Genomic DNA, 20,639 nt, shown 5'->3' with positions numbered 1-20,639 from the left:
TGGGTGCTCAGCCGCAGGGGCAGTCCGGACACGGGCAATCCGCGCACGGACAGCCGCCCGTGAGCTGCGTCCCAGCATAGGCCACCGCCGGGATTCCGAGGACGGCCGCGATCAGGGTCACCTTGAGCCAACGACGCATGGGATCTCTCCTTGTCTTCTCTGGCCGGCTGTCCTCGCCGGCCTTCCTCGGCTCTAGGCGCGAGCGGGCCGAGCGTGACACCCCCGGCGATCGAAATCCGGCGGCCAGGCGCCATCGCCGCAGATCGCCGCACGAGCGACGATCTCCGCTCCGCTCGCGGCGCAGGCGCCTTCGTCCAGCCTGGCGCGTCGTTCCGCCGGCCGGGCTCGACGTGCTAGGGTCCCGTGCCTATGTCTGGCCGCTCGTGGTTCGCTGCCCTCGGCGCCCTCTGGCTCGGGTGCACGCCGTCGCGGCAAGACGCCGGCTCGCGCGCTGACGCGGCCGGGAGCGCGGGCGTGGCGGTCGCGGAGCCCTCGCCCTCCAGCGCGCCCTCCGCGCGCTCCAGCGCGCCGGAGCCGCCGCCGGAGGCGCTGGCCGCCTCGGCTCCGGCCGCGCCGGTCCCGGAGGTGGAGGCGGCGCGGGCGCGATCCGCGCGCGTGTACTCCAAGGGCCGCGAGGTGTGGATCCGGTCCGCGCCGCGGCCCAAGGCCCAGTGGATCGGCATGCTCTCGATCGGCGGCTCGGTCCGCCTGAAGAGCGTCGAGCCCATCCGCGGCGCCGGCGGCTGCCCGGCGTTCTACGCGGTGGAGCCGCGCGGTTACGTGTGCGTCGACGGCGAGCGCGCCACCCTGGACACCGCCGATCCCGTGCGCCAGGCGCTGATCCCCCATGCCCCGCGCGCCGATCTGCCGCTCCCGTACCGCTACGGCGAGTCGCTCGGGCTCAAGCGCCTCCTCCGCGTGGACGGCATCGACGCGCCGGCGTGGCCCGAGGGGCTCCACGATCTGCGGCACATGCAGGTCCGCCCGCGCTCGTCGGTCGCCTGGACCGAGGAGGTCGAGGCCGGCGGGGCGACATGGCTCTGGGCATCGGATCTGACGTTCATACCGAAGGACAAGGTCAAGCCCTACGAGCCCGCCACCTTCGAGGGGGTGTACCTCGGCGCCGAGGCGCGCCTGCCGATGGCCTTCTTTCGCCGCAAGGCGCGCTCGAAGTACCGCCTCACGGAGGGAGGCCCGCCCGCGAAGACGGACGCCGTGTGGGAGCGCCTCGCCCGGGTCGGGCTGACGGGCCGATCGAAGCGGGTCGGCGAGCTGATGTATCTCGAGACCCGGGACGACGGGCACTGGGTGCTCGAGCGAGACGCGGTGGTCGTCCGGCCGCGGAAGGCGCGGAACCCGTGGGGCCGCCCGATCCAGCTCGGCGGCGAGCCGCCCTCGGCGCCGGCGGACGGGCGCAGGAACACGTGGGTCGAGATCGCCGCCCTCGACGGCTGGCTCATCGCCTACGAGGACGACCGCCCCGTGTTCGCGACGCTGATCTCGGCCGGGCGCAACGGGGCCGAGGAGCCGGAGAAGGCCGAGCCGTTCGTGCCGCCTTCGACGACCCCGCTCGGCCAGTACAGCATCGGCCGCAAATGGGTGACGAAGACGCTCATCACGCCCCACGTCGACGCGGACGACTGGATCGAGGCGGAGGTGCCGTGGAGCCAGCACTTCTTCAGCAAGTACCTCCTTCACGCCGCCTACTGGCACGACCGCTGGGGCGAGGGGCAGAGCGGCGGGTGCGTGAACCTCTCGCCGGTCGACGCGAAATGGCTCTTCCACTGGACCGAGCCCGCCGTGCCCGATGAGTGGTACGCGGTCCAGGCCACGCGCGACGACCCGTCCACGCGCGTCGTGATCCATCGCTGAGCCGCCGCCGCCCGGCGCGGGGGTGCGGGAGCGCGCCCGCGCCTCGCGCGCGCCTGCCGGAAGCCGCTATTTCGCCGGCGCGCCGGCCGCCTCGGCGCGCTCGCCCCCCTCGCCCGCCGCGGCCATGCGCCGCATGCAGAGCTTGAGTCCGGCGCGGAGGTTGCCGACGGTCGTGACGCCGGAGAGGTCGAGTCCGAGCGCGATCATCGTCTGCGCCACGTTCGCCCGGATCCCCGTGATGATCCCCTCCGCGCCGAGCAGGCGGATGGCCTTGATCATCTCGATGAGGTACCCGGCCGTCCGCGTGTCGACCGCGTCGACGCCGGTGAGATCGAGGATCGCGTACCGCGCGTCCTTGTTCACGATCGCCGAGAGCAGGTTGTCCATCGCCTCGGAGATCCTCAGGCTGTCCACAACGCCCACCATGGGGAGGGTCAGCACCTTGTCCCAGACCTCGATGATGGGCGTCGAGAGATCGCGGATGACCTCCTGCTGCGCCTCGATGAGCTCGATCTTCGCCCGGAGCTCCTGCTCGCGCCGCTTCGCCGCAGAGCCGTCCAGGCTGAGGGTGATCATGCCGTCGGGCTCCCCGCTGCTGTCGCGCACGGGGACGTGCCATGACTCCCACGCGGCGCCGTACGCCTCGTAGACGTTGTACGCGGCTTTGCCCGCGAGGGCCTGCCTGTTGGTCTCCAGGGTCTCCGGATCGTTCGCGAAGAGATCGAGCACGTTCGCTCCGAGGAACTGCCCCGGCTTCGCGCCGACGGCCTCGAGCCCCTTGCCGTCGTGAAACGTGAAGACGCCCGTGCGGTCATACCTGCACACGGTGATCGGAACATGGTCGAGGATGGCGCGGAGAAGCAGCTGCGCCTCACGGAGCTTCGCCTCGAGCTCCTCCCGCGTATCCGCCCCCGCCGTGCTCGACTCCGCATCTCCCTTCATGGGAGCCTTCTACGCGCACGCGCGCTGGCCGTCGAGTGGTCGTCAGCCCGTCGATGACGTTTCGCTTGGCCGGTCATGCGGACAACATCTCACCGCATTGTCGAGGCCGCGTCTCTCGTCGATCCGCCGGCACACGACGCTTCGGCTGTGGCTGTGGGAAGGGGGGGCACGGATGGGCGATGCGCGATGCGCGATGGGCGCGGGCCTCCGCTCCGCGCGCCCGCCCTCGCGCCGAGGAGCCGAGGAGCCGAGCTCCGCGGCGCTGGTTGACGTGGTGTCCGATCGACACCAAGATTCGTGTACAGATTACACGGAGGGTTGAATGTCCGTCTCCTACGAGCACCCGCGGCCGGCGTTGACGGTGGATTGTGTCGTGTTCGGCCTCGATGAGGAGGACCTCAAGGTCCTCCTCATCCGGCGGGAGCTCGAGCCGTTCCGCGGCAGGTGGGCGCTCCCGGGCGGCTTCGTGCGCGTCGACGAGGCGCTCGACGACGCCGCGCGGCGGGAGCTCGCGGAGGAGACGGGGCTCTCGGGGGTGTTCCTGGAGCAGCTCTACACGTTCGGCGCTCTCGGGCGGGACCCGCGCGAGCGCGTGGTCTCGGTGGCGTACTACGCGCTTGTGAAGCTCGGGGATCACCGGGTCAAGGCCGCGACCGACGCGCGCGAGGCGGCGTGGTTCGCGGTGGACGACACCCCGGCGCTCGCCTTCGATCACGACGAGATCCTCCCGGTCGCGCTGGAGCGGCTCAAGGGCAAGGTGCGATACCGGCCGATCGGGTTCGAGCTCCTGCCGCCGAAGTTCACGCTGTCGCAGCTCCAGCGCCTCTACGAGGCGATCCTCGAGCGCCCGCTCGACAAGCGCAATTTCCGGAAGAAGGCGCTCGGCACCGGGCTGCTCGTGGAGCTCGACGAGGTCGAGCAGGACGTCGCGCACCGCGCGGCGCGGCTCTACCGGTTCGATCGTCGGAAGTACGAGCGGCTCGAGAAGGACGGCTTCAGCTTCGAGATCTAGCCGCCTGCCGCAGCCCGGCGGCCCTCGTGCGTCCGATCCCTCCTCGCCCCTGCTCCGGGGCGGACCGAGCGCCTACCGGACGAGATCGCAGGCATGCGAGGCTCGGAGGAACCAGGGTCACGACCGCAACGAACGCCCACCGCCGCTTCATCGACTCGCCCCTCTCCCGTCGCGGGCCCACTGGACGTCGCGAATCTTACGCCCCCGGGCGCCAGCGCGCGGCGCCCGGGGGCGCTCGCGCGTCCGTCGCGGAGCGCGCTCCACCCGAGGAGGGCGGCCGGCTCGCCAGCGCCCGGGTTGACAATGTGTACCACGAACACTAAGCTTGGTGTGTAGTACACACGAACGATCGGGTGCTCGCCGGGTGCGGGCGCTGACGGTCGGCGTTGACCGCCGAGCGGACGGTGGAGCTCCGGCGCCGGGAGGACCGCGCGCCCCGGCCTCCGTCTGCCCGGGTCCGGCCGCAGCGCGCCCTCGCCGGGCGCAGAAGGGAACTCCATGCTTCGCGACGTCGCTTTCTTGGCTGACATGGGAGGGGGCTCGGCCTTCGAGGTCGCCGGAGGGACGGTGACCGGGACCGATCACCTCGTCGCGGGGCGGCCCAACCAGGACGCCTATGCCTTCCGGGCCGAGGGCGGCTCTCTCGCCGCGGTGGTCTGCGACGGCTGCGGCAGCGGCGCGCGCAGCGAGGTGGGCGCGGCGCTCGGGGCGCGGATCGTGACCGAGCAGGTACTCGGCGCGCTCCGGCGCGGCGGAGACATCGATTCGCCCGCGACGTGGGAAGAGGTGCGGCGCGGGGCGCTCGCGCCGCTCCGCGACGTGGCCGCCGGGATGGGCGGCAGCTTCACCGAGGTCGTGTCGACCTTCTTCCTCTTCACCGTGGTCGGCCTCGCGATCTCCGGCGACAGCGCGTGCGCGTTCTCCCTCGGCGACGGCCTCATCGCGCTCGGCGACGAGCTCCTGCGGCTCGGCCCCTTCCCGAGGGACGAGCCCCCGTACCTCGCGTATGGCCTGCTCGATCGGCCGCCCGGCGGCGAGGCGCCGCGCTTCACCGTGCACCGCGCCTTCCCGTCGAGCGCGCTCCGGACTGCCCTGCTCGGGACCGACGGCGCGATCGATCTGCTGGAGTCGTCGTCACGGCAGATCCCGGGGGGCGGCGAGGTCGGCCCGCTGTCGAGGTTCTGGGAAGATGACCGGTATTTCCGGAACCCCGACGCGGTGAGGCGGCGACTCGCGCTCATCAACCGATCGGTGGCGCGACCCGTGTGGAAGGAAGAGCGGATGGAGCGCGAAGGCGGGCTGCTCCGCGACGACACGACGGTGGTCGTCGTGCGGAGGGCGCAGGGCGCCCGCGATTGAGGCGCGGCCCTGCGCGGAGGCGCAGGAGTCGCGGAGGGAAACGACAAGGGCGTCTGCGCTTGATTGCGCTTGATTGGGTTCGATTGCGTCCGGAGGAGGCGACCGTGGACGTTTATCTTGGTTCAAAGCGGGTTCGGCTCGACCCTCGGGCCTCGATCGGCAAAGGCGGGGAGGCGGACGTGTTCGACCTCGGAGACGGCCGCGCGCTCAAGGTCTGGAAGACGCCCGATCACCCGGATTACGCCGGACAGGACGCCGAGCAGCGCGCCGCCGAGGTGCGCATCGAGCGCCACCAGGACAAGCTGCGCGCGTTCCCGCCGGCGCTGCCCGAACAGGTGATCGCGCCCCTCGATCTCGCGACCGACAGGACCAGGAAGCGCGTCGTGGGCTACGCCATGCGCCTCGTGCGCGGCGCGGAGCCGCTCCTGCGCTACGGCGAGCCGTCGATGCGCCACGGCGGGCTCTCGTCGGCCGCGGTCTCCGAGGTGCTCGCGCGGCTCCACCGGGCGGTCGCGGCGATCCACGACCGGGGCGTCGTGATCGGCGACTTCAACGATCTCAACGTGCTCGTCGCCGGCGGCGAGGTGTTCGTCATCGACGCCGACAGCTTCCAGTTCGGCCCGTACCTCTGCCAGGTGTTCACCGAGCGCTTCGTGGATCCGCTGCTCTGCGACCCTTCGCTCCCCCGGCCGCTCCTGTCGAGGCCGTATTCGCAGGACTCCGACTGGTACGCGTTCGCCGTGATGGTCATGCAGAGCCTGCTCTGCGTGGGGCCTTATGGCGGCGTCTTCCGGCCGCGGTCCGCGTCGGCGCGGGTGCCCGAGAGCGCGAGGCCGCTCCGCCGCATCACCGTGTTCGACCGCGAGGTGCGGTATCCGAAGCCGGCCATCCCGTACCGCGTCCTGCCGGACGATCTCCTGGACGCGCTCTATCGCGTCTTCGTCGAGGACCGGCGCGGCGTGTTCCCGCGCCGGCTGCTCGACGCGCTCGCCTGGACGAGGTGCCCTTCGTGCGGCGTCGAGCACGCGCGCCCTGCCTGCCCGGCCTGCGCGGGCGCCGCGCCGGCCGCCGTGAAGGAGTCGACGGTCGTCCACGGCGAGGTGCTGGCGACGCGGATCCTGAGCACGCGCGGGGTGATCCTGGCCGCGGCACTCGGCCCGGGCGGGCTCTCCTACCTCGTGAACGAGGGCGGCCGCTTCGTGCGGGAGGACCGGTCCGTCGTGATGTCCGGCGCGCCGCACCCCGCGACGCGCTTCGCGGTGCACGGGAGCGCCACGTTGATCGGCCGGGGCGGCGATCTCGTGGTGCTCTCGCCGGGGGCCGCGCCCGAGCGGATCCATGTGGACTGCGTCGGGACGAGGCCCATCTTCGACGTCAACGCGCGCGCCCGCTACTGGACGCGCGGCGGGCAGCTCCTGCGCAGCGGGAGGCCGGGCGCCGCCGCGCTCTCGGGCGAGGCGGACGCCGTGCCGATGGGCGAGGTGCTCGCCGGGCAAACGCTGTTCTGGGTGGGCCAAAGCTTCGGGCTCGGCTTCTACCGCGCCGGGAACGTCTCGATAGCCTTCGTCTTCGACGCCGATCGGCCCGGCCTCAAGGACACGGTCAAGCTGCCTTTCCCGGGCGGCAAGCTCACCGCGGCGACCTGCGTCTTCGACGCCGGCCCGAGCTCGCCGTCGAACGACGGCCGCGGGCGCCCCAACGACGGCCGCGGGCGCCCCCGCGCCGGGCGCGCATGGCTGTTCCTCGCCGCCGAGCAAGCCGGCCGGACCGTGCACCGGTGCGTCGTCGTGCGCGAGGACGGCGCGGTCGAGGCGGTCGCCGACGGCGACGGGGAAGGCGGCTCGTGGCTCGGCGCGCTGACCGGCAAGTGCGCGGCTTCCGGGTTCCTGCTCTCGGCGACCGACAGCGGCGTCGTCCGCGTCGAGGTCCGCGGGGGCGCGCTCGTCGAGACGCGGCAGTTCCCCGGCACCGAGCCGTTCGTCACCCAGGCTTCCCGGCTGCTCGTCGGCCCAGAGGGCCTGTTCGTCGTCGACGCACAGGCGATCACCTTGCTTCGTATCTCATGAATCCACGCTGAGCTGACGGCCCGCGCTCGCGGGCCGATCGAGAGGAGAGAGACCATGAAATCGACAGAGCTCCCCCTGCCCGCCTTCTATGACGCCAAGAACGCCGAGCGGTGGGGCTTTCACCCCAATGAAGAGGCGCTGCACGGCGCCGCCGCCGCGTGGCGGAAGGCGCATGGCGTGAAGCCGTCGGCCGCGGACGCGCAGAACGTCCACCTCCTGCTCATCGACGTGCAGAAGGACTTCTGCTTCCCGCAGGGCTCGCTCTACGTCGCCGGCAGGAGCGGCACGGGCGCGGTCGACGACAGCCGCCGCATCGCCGAGTTCATCTACAGGAACCTCGCGTCGATCACGAACGTCACGGTCACGATGGACACCCACTTCGCTTACCAGATCTTCTTCCCGGCCTTCTGGGTGGATCGCGAGGACCGCCCGCTGACCGCGCACCGCGAGATCACGACGGCGCAGATCGACGCGGGGGAGGTGCGGCCGAACCCCGCGGTGGCGAAGTGGCTCTGCGGCGGGAGCTACCCGTGGCTCATGAAGCAGGTCCGGTATTACTGCGAGGAGCTCGAGAAGGCAGGGAAGTACAAGCTTTACCTGTGGCCGCCGCACTGCATCCTCGGGAGCGACGGCCACGCGCTCGCGGGCGTCGTGCACGAGGCGCGGATGTTCCACGCGTTCGCGCGCGGGGTGCAGTCGTGGGTCGAGGTCAAGGGCGGCAACCCGCTCACCGAGAACTACTCGGTGATGCAGCCCGAGGTGCTGACGCGGCACGACGGCCAGCCGCTCGCGCAGCGGAGCACGGGCTTCCTGAGGACGCTGCTCCACGCCGACGCGGTGATCATCGCCGGCCAGGCCGCGAGCCACTGCGTCCGCAGCTCGATCGAGGACATCTTGACGGAGATCGCGCTCACCGACCGCGCGCTCGCCAAGAAGATCTACGTGATGACCGACTGCATGTCGCCGGTCACCGTGCCCGACGGCAAGGGGGGCTTCGCCGCCGATTTCACCGCCGAGGCGGACAAGGCGCTCGCCCGCTTCGCCGCCGCCGGGATGAACCTCGTGAAGAGCACCGACCCGATTCCGTGCCTGGGCGCATGACCGTGGAGGATCCGATGAGCAAGAACAAGGAGAACAACAGCGGAACCAGCCGCGATGGCTCGCTCGACATCGAGCAGCTCTTCGAGGCAGCGCGGGACGACGGCGCGCTCTCGCCCGAGGCGATGCAGGCGCTGCACATCACCGATCTGGGCGCGCAGATCCAGGCCGGCTTCGGCGTGCAGGTGGACGACGTGGCGTCGTCGGAGGTGGTGCTGGTCACGGTGATGCCCGACGACTCGGGATCCATCAAATTCGCCGGCAACGCCCCGTCGGTGAGGGACGGGCACAACCTCGTGGTGGGCGCCCTCTCCGACTCCAGGCAGCGCGACTCGATCCTGGCGCACAACCGTTACCTGAACGGGGCGGTGCTGTATCCGTACTGCCCTATCGCCCAGGCCGTGAAGATGGACACGAAGAACTACGATCCCATGCTCGGCACGCCCCTCTACGATCAGACGGTGGTCTTGCTCGGAACGGTGATCGCGAAGGCGCAGGAGTTCGCGCTGAGCGGCGTCCCGGCGCGCACCGTCACGCTGATCATCTCGGACGGCGCCGACGCGGGCTCGACGTGGGCCAAGGCCAGGGACGTGTGCGCCCTCGTCCGTGACATGCGGCGGGCCGAGGCCCACATCGTGGCGGCGATCGGCATCGACGACGGGAACACCGATTTCCGCGCCGTCTTCCGCGACATGGGGATCGAGGACCGCTGGATCCTGACGCCGAAGAGCGACGCGGCGGACATCCGCAAGGCGTTCGCGCTGTTCTCCCAGTCGGCGGTGCGCGCCAGCCAGGGCGGCGCGTCGTTCTCGAAGACGGTCGCGGGCGGCTTCGGCGGGTGAAGCGCGCGCCCCCGGCTCGCCGCGCGCCTCCCCGCGCGGCGGCGAGCCCTCCACACCTCTCGGCTGCTTCGGCGGAGGACCCGGATCAGGCCGCGGCCTCCCAGGGGACGACGCCGTAGCGGCGGCGCAGCTCGTCGAGATCCACCGCCATGTCGGACCAGAAGTCCCAGTCGTCCATCAGGTCGATGCTCATCTTCGTTCCGCGAACGAACGATCGCACGAGCTCGTCGGCGAGCCCGGGCGTCGCGAGCATCCCCTGCTGCGACGGCGCCAGCACGGTGAGCTGGACGCCCTGCTGGAGCTGCACCAGCAGGAACACGAGGATGCCGAACGGGTTCTCGCGGCGATACCCCGCCTGAAAGGCGATCGTCATCGCCTCTCCGCGCAGATCCGTGCCGTAACCGGCGAGGATGTGGCTCAGGTCGTGCGTGAGCACGCCCTCGGGCACGCCGCGCTTCTCGCCGGGGAACGAGAAGCCGTTCTCTCGATAGAAGGTGAAGAGCGCCTTGCCGAGGGTGCCCTCTCTGTACGCCTCGAGCGAGCGGTAGCGCGCGGCGACTGGCTCGTTCTCCAGGATGCCCGCGAAGCTCGCGACGTTCCTGGCGAGCCCATAAAGGCCGCCCTCATCGAGCATGCGCCGCACGTTCTTGCCGAGCAGCGAGCTCCGGCTGATGTCGATGCGCAGGAGGAGCAGCCGCTGCTCGTGGAGGTGGTGGAGCTGGCGGACCGCGTGCGGCCGCGCCCCGAGCGCCGCGGCGAAGCGCTCGACCTCGAGCAGCTCGCGCTCGTCGACGCGCTCGCCGCACAGGGTCATCGCGCAGAGACCGCTGATGAGCTGCTCGCGCAGCGCGGGATCCTCGACGGCGCGCGCGAGCTCCTCGGGCGCTATCGGGGCGAGCGCGTCGATGTCGAGGTCGGTGTGAAGGAGGTGCCGTTGCACCGCGGCGATCGCGTCGCGCCGCGACCCGTCGAGGGGGCCGGCCGAGGTAAGGACGACCTTGATGGCACGCAGACCCGCGTGCGCCTGTTCTTGGCTCGGGATGAGGTAGGTCATGCACGAGAGCATGAGACCGAGCGCGCGTCCCGTCCTTGACCGGCGGCGCCAATGTCTTGACCGGGCGCGCCGCCTGGGCGGACGATGTGGGTTGATCATGACGGTCGTACGGTGGAAGGCATTGGAGCGGCGCGTGGTCCAGCACTCGCCGTGGCGGAGGATCGAGGACGTCACCTTCGAGCTCCCGGACGGGCAGGTCCGCACGTTCTCGCTCAAGAAAGAGGGGCGAGTCGTCTGCGTCCTCGCCATCTCCCGCGAGAAGAGGGTGATCCTGGCGCGCCAGTACAGGCCGGGGCCCGATCGGATCCTCGACGAGCTCCCAGGCGGCGGCGTCGAGCCTGGCGAGGCCCCGGAGGCGGCGGCGGCGCGCGAGCTCCTCGAGGAGACGGGGTATGTCGCCGGGCGGCTCGTGCCGCTCGGCCGCCCGCTGGAGTGCGCTTACTCGACCATCGAACGACACGCGTTCCTGGCCGTGGACTGCGCGCGCGACAGGGCGCAAGCGCTGGATGAGACGGAGTTCATCGACGTGGTAGAGAAGCCGATCGAGGACTTCGTGCAGCAGCTGAGGGAGGGCGCATGCACCGACCCGGAGGTCGGGTGGATGGGGCTTTACGAGCTGGGCTGTCTGAGAGCGAGCGCCTGAGCCTCGCCACGCGGCAGCGCGGCGGAGGCGCGCGGACGTCGGCGCCGCGATGCCCTCCGGTCGCTGGCCGCGCTAGGATGGAGCTCATGCGCAGGCACGATCACGTCCTCCTCGCTCCCGGTGCCGGCGCCTCCGGTCGCACGGTCCACGCGCCTCCGGCCGGCAGGGCGCGCCCGCACGTGCCGCACGTGGACGACCGGCTGGCGCCGCCCGAGACGCGGGTGGAGTACCTCCACGGCGTCGAGGTCTACGCCGCCCCGGCCGATCCGCCGCACGCGACGCAGCATTTCGATCTGACCTACGTCCTCGGCGCCCACGTCGCCGAGGGCTACCGGGGCGCCGTGGACATGCTGACCCGGACCGATCTCGGCAGCGACTATGCGGCCGACGCCAGCGTCTTCGCGCAGAAGCCCGACCGCGCGGGCCGGCGGCGGCTGGAGGAGCTGGCGTTCGAGGTCAGCGACAAGCAGGCCCTCGCCGTTCCGACCACCAAGGCGCGCCTGCTGATCGCTCGCGGCGTGCGGCGGGTGTTCTGCATCCTGGTGAAGCAGCGCCGGGTGATGGAGTGGTCGCGCGAGACCGACGGCTGGCGCCCGCTGCCGAAGGATGCGGTCATCGAGGATCCCTGCCTCGTGCGCCCGCTGCCGATCCAGGCGCTCCTCGAGGCCGCGTCCTCGGACGACGCCGTGGCGCGCGCGCTGCTCGACAAGCGCGTGCCCGCGCTCGAGGCAGCGCTCGCGGAAGGCGAGGCGCGCGGCGAGGCCCGCGGTGAAGCGCGCGGCGAGGCCCGCGGTGAAGCGCGCGGTGAGGCCCGCGGTGAAGCGCGCGGCGAGGCCCGCGGCGAGATCAGGATGGCGCAGGAGGCCATCCTCACGGTGCTGGAGTCGCGCGGAGTTGCCACGCCGGCCGACGTGGCCCGCGCGATCGCCGGCTGCGAGGATCTGGGCAAGCTACGGCGATGGATCAAGCGCGCGGCGACCGCGACGACCGCCGCCCAGGTCGTCGCCGGCTCCCGGCGCAAGCGCTGAGCGAGGGCCGCCGCGGCGCGGGCGCGCGCTGGACGCCCTCCCCCCGCGCCCCGTTACTCGTGATCGCCCCCGCCGCGGCGCACGTGCTTCTTCTCGCCCGTGCGCCGCTTCTCGTCGAGCCGCCGCGCCTTCGACGCACGCGTCGGCCGCGTCGGCCTTCGCTTCACCGGCACCTCGAGCGCGCGCAGGATCAGCGCGCGCAGCTTCTCGCGCGCGTCGTCCAGGTTGCGCAGCTGGTCGCGCGTCAGCTGGCTCACGATGAACAGCCGCCCCTCGGCGTCGAGCCGGCCGCGCGCCAGCTCGCGCAGCCTCGCCTTGGCGTCGTCGGCGAGCTCCGGCCACGCGCCGAAGTCGAAGCGCAGCTCCACCTTGGAGGCGACCTTGTTGACGTTCTGACCGCCGGGCCCCGACGCGCGAACGGCGCTCCAGCTGAGGAGCGCGGCCGGGGCGGTCAGCGCATCGTTGACGACGAGGGGATCGGACACGGCGGCTCTCCTGCCCTGCGGGCGGCGCGAGCGCCGCGCGGAGCGGCTGACGCCTAGCACGCGCGCGCCGCGCCCGCCGCGCTGCGCGCAGGGCGCGGCCTGCCGGCGAGGAGCGCGTGTGCGATAGAGTCGCCATGCAGGGCCCCCCTGATCACGCCGCCGCGCCGCCGGGCGCCCCTCACCGAAGCCGCCCGCCGCCTGCGCGGCTCCGCCTGCTTCGCTGCCTCGGCGTCGCCTCCGGTCCGGCCGCCGCCCTCGCGATCGCGCTCGTCCCGAGCGGGCTCCACGCCGTCCCTGGTTATGGCCACCGCCCTGCGTACGCGGCCGCGGTCGCGGCGTGGATGGCGCTGTGGTGGCTCTTCGAGGTGCTCCCCGTCGCGCTCACCGCCTGCTTGCCGCTCGTGCTCTTCCCGCTGCTCGGCGTCTTCGGCCGCGGGCTCGCGGGCGACGCGGCCCGCGCCGCCGCGCCGTTCGTCGACGCATACATCTTCCTCTTCCTCGGCGGCATGGCGATCGGGGCCGCCATGGAGCAGTGGAGCCTTCACCGCCGGGTGGCGCTCCACATCATGCGGGCCGTCGGCACGGACCCGAAGCGCCTCCTGCTCGGCATGCTGGTCGCGACGAGCTCCATCTCGCTCTGGATCTCCAACACAGCGACCGCCGTGATGATGGTCCCTATCGGGCTCGCCCTGCTCGCGCAGCTGGAGTCGGCCGCCGGGGGGCGCAGGCTCACGCACTACGGGACGGCCATCATGCTGGCGGTGGCCTACGCCTCCAACGTCGGCGGGATCGGCACGAAGATCGGCACCGGGACGAACTCCATCTTCTGCGGCTTCCTCGCCGACAAGCTCGGCCACGATCTCGGTTTTCTGCGGTACATGGCGATCGCCCTGCCGTTCGTGGTCCTCTTCGTCCCGCTGCTCTGGCTCGCCCTGTGGCGCGTCGGCAAGCGGGACGGGCTCGGCCCCGGCCGTGCGCGCGACGCGATCGACCGCGAGCTCGCGGCCATGGGCCCGATGAGCCGCGGCGAGAAGACCGTCGCCGCCATCTTCGCGGCGGCCAGCGCGCTCTGGATCCTCGGCGATCCGCTGCGCGCCGCGCTCGCGCCCCCCCTCCAGGCCGCGCTCAGGGGCCTGGGCGCCGCGCTCGGCTCGGGCGCCGCGGCCGGCTTCAAGGTGCAGGGCAAGCACTACGAGGCGACCGTGGCCGTCCTGGCGGCGCTCGGCCTGCTCGCCCTGCGCGCCCTCTCGCTCGCCTCCGTGCGCAGGATGCCCTGGGGCACGCTCGCCTTGCTCGGCGGCAGCTTCGCGATGGCGGCCGGCATCGAGGGCGGCGGGCTCTCGGCGTGGATGGCCGCGAAGCTCACGGTCGTCGCCGAGGCGCCGCTGCTCGCGCAGCTCGGGCTCGCCAGCGCCGGCACGATCGCCCTGTCGGCGCTGGCCTCCAACACCGCCACGGTGAACGTGGCGCTCAACGTGCTCCCGCAGGACCTCGGCGTGCTGTTCGCGGCCACGATCGCCGCGTCCTGCGACTTCATGCTGCCGGCGGGCACGCCGCCCAACGCCATCGTGTTCGGCAGCGGGTACGTGCGGCTCCCGGTGATGATCCGGACAGGCTTCCTGCTCAACGTGGCTGCCGCCGCGATCATCACGGTCTACGTGTACGGCTACGCGCGGCACCTTATCGGCGGCTGAGCGCAGGGGCAGCGCGGTGCAGTTTTGTGTATAAGCGCCGGCGCAGGGGATCACCGGGCGCCTCGCAAGCGGAAAGAACGCCGATGAAGGAAAAGGTCATGAACGCGACAGACGGCCTGTGGAGCGCGCCGGCGCCGGCGGCACGGACCGCGGGCACGGGAGGGCCGCGGGGATGAAGATCGCCACGTCGTCGTCGACCGCTGCGGGGGCGAGCGCCGCGTTCGCCGAGGCCATGTCGGCGCTGCGCGCGGGCCTCGGCGCGGAGCCCGATCACGTCTTCCTGAGCTACACGGCCTCCTATGACGTCGACGAGCTCGCGCGCGCCACCGCGGCGCTGCCGCCGTCGGTCCGCGTCCACGGATCGAGCTCGTGCCAGTCGGTCATGACCGCCGCCGGCGTTCATGGCGCCCCCGGCCCCGGCCTCGCCCTGCTCGGGGTCGCCGACGCGCAGGGCGCCTATGGCGTCGCGGCCGAGCGGATCGACGGCGCCCCGCGGGCCGCCGGCGCGCGCGCCGCGGCGCGTGCGATCGAGGACGCCGGGCGCTCCGGCGAGCTCCCGGCCCTGCTCTGGCTCAGCGTGCAGACCGGCGCGGAGGAGGACGTCCTGCTCGGCATCGAGGACGTCGTGGGCCCCAACGTGCCCGTGTTCGGCGGCTCCACCGCGGCGGACTCCATCGTCGGCAGGCAATCGCAGATGGAGCGCGGGCTGGCCCACGAGGGCGCGGCGCTGCTGACCGCCCTCTACCCGTCCGGGGAGATCTCCTATGCGTTCAGCAGCGGCTATGCCCCCACCGAGCACCGCTGTCGCGTGACCCGCGCCGAGGGCAGGCGCCTGCCCGAGATCGACGGGCTCCCGGCCGCCGAGGTCTACAACCGCTGGACCGGAGGCCTGATCTCCGCGCAGCTCGGCGGCGGGACGATCCTGGAGCACACGGCGCTCCACCCCCTCGGGCGGCCCTCGGGCTGGATCGGCAAGGTCCCCCAGTTCTTGCTCATCCACCCGGACACCGTGCAGCAGGACAACTCCATGACGCTCGGCGCCAACATCAACGAGGGCGACGAGCTCGTGCTCATGCAGGGATCGCGCGAGAGCGTGATCGGCCGGGTCCGCTCCGTGGTCGACGCCGCGCTGGGGGCCGCGCCGCCCTCCTTCCGCGTGCGGGGCGCGCTCGTGATCTTCTGCGCGGGGTGCATGCTCGCCGTGCGCGGCGAGCTCGATCGCGTCGTGCAGGGGGTGGCCGCGTCGCTCGGGGAGACGCCGTTCCTCGGCAGGTTCACCTTCGGCGAGCAGGGGTGCTTCACCCGGGGCAAGAACCGGCACGCGAACCTCTCCATCAGCGTCGTCCTGCTCGGAGACTGAGCTGTGATGGACGAGGCTGCCCACGAGACGATCGCCGAGCTTCGGCGCGCGCAGGAGGAGGAGCGAGCGCTCCGGCTGGAGGCCGAAGGGCTGGCGGAGGTGCTCCTGCGCTTCACGGAGCCGGGCAGCTTCACGGAGACGCTGGCGCGCGTCGTCGAGGCGACCGCGCAGCGGCTCGGGGCCGCCGCCGGGCTCGTGATCGCGTTCGATGAGGGGGCGGACGGCCGCGCCCTCGTCGCGACCGATCCGGGCCTCTCGGCGACCGAATGGGAGGCCGGGCCCGCGTTCTCGCGCGCGCTCGAGGGCCGGCCGGTCGCCAGCTTCGACCTCCGCCAGCTCGCCGAGTGGCAGCGCCAGCCGGAGCCCGTGCTCGCGCGCTACGGCTCCGCGCTCCACGCGCCGCTCCACGCCGGCCCCCTGCGGTCGCTGCTCGTGCTGGTCCATCCGGACCGCGCCTTCTTCGACGCGCGCCACGTCAGCCTCGTGCGCCGCCTCCTGCCCGCGGCGTCGCAGGCGCTCGCGCGCGCCCGCGCCGAGGAGGAGCTCGCGCGGGCGCGCGACCTCGCGTACGAGCGGGAGATCACCGAGAAGCTGACGCTCATCGAGCACCAGCGCGCCGCGATCCGGGCGCTATCCATGCCCATCATCGAGGTCTGGAGCCGGATCCTCTGCGTCCCCGTGATCGGCTTCGTCGACGAGGAGCGGTGCGCGCTCCTCATGGAGCGGCTCCTCGCCGCCGTGACGGCCAGGAGGGCGCGCGCCGTGGTCATCGATGTCACCGGGCTCGACCGGATGGAGGCGAGCGCGCTCGCGCTCTTCCTGCGCGTGGCGACGGCGGTGCGGCTGCTCGGCAGCACCTGCGTGCTCGCCGGCATCGGCCCGGACGTCGCCCGGGATCTCGTGCGGGAGGGCGTGGCGCGGGGCGACGTCGTGACGTACCGCCGCCTGCACGACGCGCTGAGGGAGCTGCTCCCGCCGTCGAGGCGGTGATCCGGTCGAGGGCGCGGCTCAGGAGACCTTGCGCCGCGCCGAATCCCACCCGCGCCGCACGGCGCTCTTCGCCTCGTCCCAGGTGCGCCCGCTCTTGAGGTCGTTCCACTCCTCCCTGAGCTTGCTCTCGACCCGATCGTCCCAGTCGGTGTGATCGTTGTAATGGCTCGCCGCGCCCCAGCCGTAGCGCAGCCCCGGCTCGACCTGGTCCCAGTCGGTGTTCGGGGCGTAGCGCGGCGGGATCGGCTGCTTGCCGAGCGCCTGCTTCACCGTATCGCCGACGTCCTGGTTGAGCTCCTGCCCCTTGGTGCTGGTGAAGTCCGCCTTGGTCTGCTCCCAGTCGCGGCGCAGCGCCTCCTTCACGCGGTCCCAGCCGGACGTCTTGTGATCATCCCACCACCTCGGATTGACTGCATGGTTCATCGGTACCTCCATCGACTCCGTTGAACGAGCGCCGGCGCGAGGGCCGAGCGCTGCCATGAGCCTGGCGATACACGAACGGTGCCGCCCCGAGCCTTTGCCGGAAACCGATGGGAATCGGGCTGTTCGCAGCGATGTGCGCCGTCCCGGAGTGACGCTCTCCGCCGCCCCCGGCGGAGGCTCGCCTGCGTCAGGCCGTCACACGTGAGACAAGGTGCCTCGGAGGGTCAACCGGGCGCGCGCACAGGAAAGCGCTCGGCCATCCACGCCTGCCACGCGGGCTCGTCGCGCGCCGCCGCGGCGGGCGCCCGGTCGCCGTACAGGTACAGCCGGATCGGCAGGAAGATCTGCCCGGCCATGGGAAGGGCGAACAGGTGGGCGATGCCCGGCGCCGGCTCCTCGAGCCGGAGGAGCAGCTCCGGGTGCTCGCTCGGACCGACGCGCTCGACAACGCCGGCGAACGGCGGCGCGCCGGCGGCGGAGCTCACCCGCTGGCCCTCCGCGGCGGAAGCGAGCCCGAGCGGGCCGATGAGCGCGCCCCATGTCGCGGCCTTGGGCTCGGATCCGGCGCCCATCAGCTGGAACGCCGCGCAGGGCTGGCCACGGAAATGGGCCAGATAGAGCCGAAGGATGCGGAAGAAGGCCGCCCAGCCGTGCATGTGGCCCTCGAACTGGTTGTCCCAGTCGTCGGTGCTCGCGAACCAGCTGTGCACAACGCGCACGACGCACGTCCCGCCGGACCGCGCCTCCACGATCCACTCCGTGGCGACCTTGGGGCCGCCGGGTCCCATGTCCTCCGGGGCCTCGGCGGTGAACCGGCGAGGCGGCTCCCAGGCCGTGATGGTCGCGACCGAATCCATGCTCGTGCCCGGGCCGAAGTGAGAGACGGTCGTGCCGCCTTCGCGCTCCTCGAGCTCGCTCGGCACGAACCACGACGAGATCCCGGGCCCGGTCGCGATGGCGCGCCACACCTCTTCGGGGCTGCCGGGGACCTCGACTTCGGCCTCGACGCTGCGACGGCCGGACGCGTCTTTTCTCACGGGCATGATGACTCCTTTCGTGGTGCTTCGTTCGGTGTGGGTGTGGGGTGAGCGACGATCACCAGGCGGTGCGATCGCCCGCCTGGCGCCGCGTCGTCGTGGTAGCGCGCGACGAGCGCCGTCACCGCGCGGGTGAGCTCGCCGGTGAAGGCGGCGCGCTCCGCCGGAGATCGGAAGCGGACCTCGGCGTCGATCGACAGCGACGCGAGGCGCTTGTCGACCTCCCGCGAGCGCCGCAGGAGCTCGCTGACCTCGCGCACGACGCGCGCGCCCAGGGCGATGAGGTAGGTCGCGGAGAGGCGGTCCGAGGCGCGCTCCGGATCCGCGGCGACAGGCCCGAGCGCGCCGGGCGACACGACGTAGGAAGCCGCGCTCGCGACCAGCAGGCGCTCCGTCAGCCCACCCCATTTGCGCGTCCCGGCCATGCGCACGAGCCCGTGCGCCTCGAGGGCGCGCAGGTGGTAGTTGATCTTCTGGCGCGCGATCCCGAGGCGCGTGGCCAGCGTCGCGGCGGACGCGGGCGCCGAGAGCTCCGAGAGCAGCCGGCTCCTGACAGGCTCGAGCGCTGCCGCAGCCGCGGCCGGATCCTCGATGACGTCGACGTCGAGCACACCGCCGTGGGTATCATTGACAATTTTTTTTGTCAATGACCGCAGGCCATACTTTCCCCGCCACGGCGAGGGGCGCGATCCCTCGCCGTCGGGCCCCGAGCCCCCGCCTACGTCACCGACCGGCGGCGGCGTCCGGGGAGAGGGCGTTCAGGTCGACGCCGCTTGCCTCGATGGCCCGGTAGCTCACCGCGAGGCGCTGGGCCCAGGCCTCCACGCCCTCGTCGCTCAGCAGGCCGTCCTGGCGGATCTCGAGGAGCACGCAGGGCAGGCCGCGGGCCTCGCCGTGCGTGGGGATCCCGTAGTCGCCGCCCTCGGTCACGCGGTAGGGCTCGTTGTCGCCGACGCAGAGCCCAGGCTCGCGCCGCAGCGCCTCGAGGAACGGCGCGGCGAGCCTGCGGTCGCGCCCGTAGAGGACGGCCGCGTGCCACGGCCGGTCCTGGCCGGGCATCGCGGGCGTGAAGCTGTGCATGCTGAGGATCGCCGTGCGCCTCCGGCCGTCCCGCCGCGCGTCGAGGAGCGCGGTGATCGCGCGGTGGTAGGGCCAGAAGCACGCGTCAGCCCGCGCGCGGGCCTCCGCGGCGTCGATGGCGTTGCCGGGGATGGACACGCCGCAGCTGATCTCGGGGATGGACGTCGGCGAGCCCAGCGGCCGGTTGCAGTCGATGACGAGCCGCGAGTAGCCGGAGAGCACGAGCGGCGCGTCGAGGAGCGCGGACAGGCGGCGCGAGAGGCGGGCCGCGCCGATGTCCCAGCCGGTGTGCTCGCGGAGCGCCTCGTGCTGCCTGCCCAGCTCGGGGAGGCTCCTCGGAACCGCGTTGGACGCGTGGTCGCAGAGCAGGACCGCGCTGGAGCGGCCCTCGGGGTTCACCACCTCGAACGCGGGCGGCTCATCGGGCGCGAGGATGCGCAAGGCTGGAGAAGGAGGGCTCATGACGTCTCGCCCAAGACATAGCAGACACCGGCGCGCCCGCGCCGCGCGCGCGCTCGCGCCGCGCGCGCTCGCGAGGGCGCGCGGCAGCACGCGCGGCGCGCTGGCTCAGTGCGGCGACGTCATGCACGCGCGCAGCGCGAGCTTCGCCCGGTGCAGGAGCACCGCGACGTGGCCGGCCGAGATGCCCAGCGCGCGCGCCACGTCCTCTCCGGGTTGCTCCTCGAGCATGCGCAGCGTCACGACGGCCTTCTGGATCTCGCAGAGCTCCTCGACGCACGCGCGCAGGCGGACGTGCTCCTCGGCGCGCGCGATCGCCTCGTCGGTCGCCGGGACGTCCCCCGCGGCCTCCGGGTGCGCGTCCACGTCGTCGTGCGGCCGGGCGCGGAAGTGACGGCGGCGCCGGTTGCGCGCGGCGTTCCGCACCGTCCCGGCGAGCACGCCCCCCCACGCGCCGACGTCCTCCGGGAGGGCGCCCCGCTGCGCGAGCGTGAGCAGCGTGCAGAGGCCCTCCTGCACGCAGTCGACCGCATCTTCTGGTGTCACCCCCTCCGCGCGCGCCAGCGCCGCGAGCGCCGAACGCTCGGAGCGCACAAGGTGCGACACATGGTTGAGGAGATCGTCCGCGTCCTTGATGGCGCCCATGGTCCAGGAGGTCAGGTGTCGAGCCGCGCCCACATTACAACGGGCGAGGGCTGTAATGGATGCCGCCCTCGAGACCTGCCAGGGCATGGAGGTTCACGCCATGTCCACGAATCCTGTCCGCGAGATCGATGAGGCGAGCTTCGACGCCGAGGTGCTGGAGGCCGGGGTGCCCGTCCTCGTCGAGCTCACCGCGCAGTGGTGCCCGCCGTGCCGCGCGCTCGCGCCCATCCTGCACAAGCTGGCGGAGGAAGGCGCAGGGCGCCTGAAGGTGGTGGCGGTCGACGGCGATCGGTGCCCGGCGATCGCCCGCCGCCTCGGCATCCGCGCGTTCCCGACCGTCGTCGCGTTCGCCGGGGGCAAGGAGGTGGCTCGTCACGTGGGGCTGACCACGAAGGACAAGCTCCTCCGGCTGATCGAAGGAGGCGGGCTCCCCGGCGGTGCGGGGAGGGACCGAGCGCCCTCGCCGTGAGGGCGGCTCGATCGCGCGCCTCCGCGGGCAGGCGGCCGCGATCGGCCCGCGATCGGCGCGTGAAGGGGCTCGGGCGCGCCC

Annotated in this window: 21 protein-coding genes; 12 read left to right on the top strand and 9 right to left on the bottom strand. The window is 72.6% G+C overall.

Annotation, left to right across the window (positions count from 1 at the left end):
• Positions 1–7: 7 nt before the first annotated feature.
• Positions 8–139: a hypothetical protein gene (locus WMF39_RS12765; protein WP_269454239.1), complete on the bottom strand. Its 132-nt coding sequence runs from the start codon at positions 137–139 to the stop codon at positions 8–10.
• Positions 140–369: 230 nt separating this feature from the next.
• On the opposite strand from WMF39_RS12765, the gene WMF39_RS12760 reads away from it, so the two are divergent.
• A complete protein-coding gene (locus tag WMF39_RS12760; RefSeq protein ID WP_437745799.1) occupies positions 370–1,872 on the top strand; it encodes a L,D-transpeptidase in 1,503 nt (500 codons plus the stop codon).
• Between the two features lie 66 nt (positions 1,873–1,938).
• Here WMF39_RS12760 and WMF39_RS12755 read toward each other — a convergent pair whose 3' ends face one another.
• Positions 1,939–2,814: an STAS domain-containing protein gene (locus WMF39_RS12755; RefSeq protein ID WP_437745798.1), complete on the bottom strand. Its 876-nt coding sequence runs from the start codon at positions 2,812–2,814 to the stop codon at positions 1,939–1,941.
• 322 nt (positions 2,815–3,136) lie between these two features.
• Between WMF39_RS12755 and WMF39_RS12750 the strand changes: the two genes are divergently transcribed.
• The 5 genes from WMF39_RS12750 to WMF39_RS12730 all read left to right on the top strand — a co-directional run bounded on the left by WMF39_RS12750 (position 3,137) and on the right by WMF39_RS12730 (position 9,191).
• Positions 3,137–3,826, top strand: a complete 690-nt coding sequence (locus WMF39_RS12750) for an NUDIX hydrolase (protein ID WP_437745797.1) — start codon at positions 3,137–3,139, stop codon at positions 3,824–3,826.
• 498 nt (positions 3,827–4,324) lie between these two features.
• Positions 4,325–5,185, top strand: coding sequence for a protein phosphatase 2C domain-containing protein (locus WMF39_RS12745; protein WP_437745796.1), 861 nt, complete (start codon positions 4,325–4,327; stop codon positions 5,183–5,185).
• 104 nt (positions 5,186–5,289) lie between these two features.
• Positions 5,290–7,251, top strand: coding sequence for a hypothetical protein (locus WMF39_RS12740; RefSeq protein ID WP_437745795.1), 1,962 nt, complete (start codon positions 5,290–5,292; stop codon positions 7,249–7,251).
• A 54-nt stretch (positions 7,252–7,305) separates the two neighbouring features.
• Entirely contained in the window at positions 7,306–8,352 is a 1,047-nt protein-coding gene (locus tag WMF39_RS12735) for a nicotinamidase (RefSeq protein WP_437745794.1), read from the top strand.
• Between the two features lie 14 nt (positions 8,353–8,366).
• Positions 8,367–9,191: a hypothetical protein gene (locus WMF39_RS12730; protein ID WP_437745793.1), complete on the top strand. Its 825-nt coding sequence runs from the start codon at positions 8,367–8,369 to the stop codon at positions 9,189–9,191.
• Between the two features lie 85 nt (positions 9,192–9,276).
• On the opposite strand, the gene WMF39_RS12725 is transcribed toward WMF39_RS12730, so the two are convergent.
• The gene (locus WMF39_RS12725) at positions 9,277–10,257 is read right to left on the bottom strand and encodes a hypothetical protein (protein WP_437745792.1); all 981 of its coding nucleotides are present in this window, start codon (positions 10,255–10,257) and stop codon (positions 9,277–9,279) included.
• An 85-nt stretch (positions 10,258–10,342) separates the two neighbouring features.
• Between WMF39_RS12725 and WMF39_RS12720 the strand changes: the two genes are divergently transcribed.
• Both WMF39_RS12720 and WMF39_RS12715 read left to right on the top strand, forming a co-directional pair.
• Positions 10,343–10,888, top strand: a complete 546-nt coding sequence (locus tag WMF39_RS12720) for an NUDIX hydrolase (protein ID WP_437745791.1) — start codon at positions 10,343–10,345, stop codon at positions 10,886–10,888.
• An 86-nt stretch (positions 10,889–10,974) separates the two neighbouring features.
• A complete protein-coding gene (locus WMF39_RS12715; protein ID WP_437745790.1) occupies positions 10,975–11,916 on the top strand; it encodes a Uma2 family endonuclease in 942 nt (313 codons plus the stop codon).
• A gap of 53 nt (positions 11,917–11,969) precedes the next feature.
• Here WMF39_RS12715 and arfB read toward each other — a convergent pair whose 3' ends face one another.
• Complete coding sequence (gene arfB / locus WMF39_RS12710; RefSeq protein ID WP_437745789.1) at positions 11,970–12,401, bottom strand: alternative ribosome rescue aminoacyl-tRNA hydrolase ArfB; 432 nt, start codon at positions 12,399–12,401, stop codon at positions 11,970–11,972.
• 134 nt (positions 12,402–12,535) lie between these two features.
• On the opposite strand from arfB, the gene WMF39_RS12705 reads away from it, so the two are divergent.
• The 3 genes from WMF39_RS12705 (at position 12,536) to WMF39_RS12695 (ending at position 16,445) form a co-directional block, all read left to right on the top strand.
• Entirely contained in the window at positions 12,536–14,095 is a 1,560-nt protein-coding gene (locus WMF39_RS12705) for an SLC13 family permease (RefSeq protein WP_437745788.1), read from the top strand.
• Positions 14,096–14,267: 172 nt separating this feature from the next.
• A complete protein-coding gene (locus WMF39_RS12700; protein ID WP_437745787.1) occupies positions 14,268–15,455 on the top strand; it encodes an FIST signal transduction protein in 1,188 nt (395 codons plus the stop codon).
• A 6-nt stretch (positions 15,456–15,461) separates the two neighbouring features.
• Positions 15,462–16,445, top strand: a complete 984-nt coding sequence (locus WMF39_RS12695; protein WP_437745786.1) for an STAS domain-containing protein — start codon at positions 15,462–15,464, stop codon at positions 16,443–16,445.
• A gap of 18 nt (positions 16,446–16,463) precedes the next feature.
• On the opposite strand, the gene WMF39_RS12690 is transcribed toward WMF39_RS12695, so the two are convergent.
• The 5 genes from WMF39_RS12690 to WMF39_RS12670 all read right to left on the bottom strand — a co-directional run bounded on the left by WMF39_RS12690 (position 16,464) and on the right by WMF39_RS12670 (position 20,089).
• Positions 16,464–16,868 (bottom strand): hypothetical protein, encoded by a 405-nt coding sequence (locus tag WMF39_RS12690; protein ID WP_437745785.1) that lies wholly within the window; start codon positions 16,866–16,868, stop codon positions 16,464–16,466.
• Positions 16,869–17,092: 224 nt separating this feature from the next.
• The gene (locus WMF39_RS12685; RefSeq protein WP_437745784.1) at positions 17,093–17,911 is read right to left on the bottom strand and encodes an SRPBCC family protein; all 819 of its coding nucleotides are present in this window, start codon (positions 17,909–17,911) and stop codon (positions 17,093–17,095) included.
• The gene (locus WMF39_RS12680; protein WP_437747971.1) at positions 17,902–18,516 is read right to left on the bottom strand and encodes an ArsR/SmtB family transcription factor; all 615 of its coding nucleotides are present in this window, start codon (positions 18,514–18,516) and stop codon (positions 17,902–17,904) included. The genes WMF39_RS12685 and WMF39_RS12680 overlap by 10 nt, the downstream gene beginning before the upstream one ends.
• A 112-nt stretch (positions 18,517–18,628) precedes the next feature.
• Positions 18,629–19,447, bottom strand: a complete 819-nt coding sequence (locus WMF39_RS12675; protein ID WP_437745783.1) for an N-formylglutamate amidohydrolase — start codon at positions 19,445–19,447, stop codon at positions 18,629–18,631.
• 105 nt (positions 19,448–19,552) lie between these two features.
• Positions 19,553–20,089: an RNA polymerase sigma factor gene (locus tag WMF39_RS12670; protein ID WP_044964694.1), complete on the bottom strand. Its 537-nt coding sequence runs from the start codon at positions 20,087–20,089 to the stop codon at positions 19,553–19,555.
• 100 nt (positions 20,090–20,189) lie between these two features.
• On the opposite strand from WMF39_RS12670, the gene WMF39_RS12665 reads away from it, so the two are divergent.
• A complete protein-coding gene (locus WMF39_RS12665; RefSeq protein WP_437745782.1) occupies positions 20,190–20,558 on the top strand; it encodes a thioredoxin family protein in 369 nt (122 codons plus the stop codon).
• Positions 20,559–20,639: the final 81 nt, after the last annotated feature.

It is taken from the genome of Sorangium sp. So ce1504 (genome assembly GCF_051521635.1).
Taxonomy (GTDB): Bacteria; Myxococcota_A; Polyangia; order Polyangiales; family Polyangiaceae; genus Sorangium; species Sorangium cellulosum_B.
This window is presented reverse-complemented; position numbering and strand designations above follow the sequence as displayed.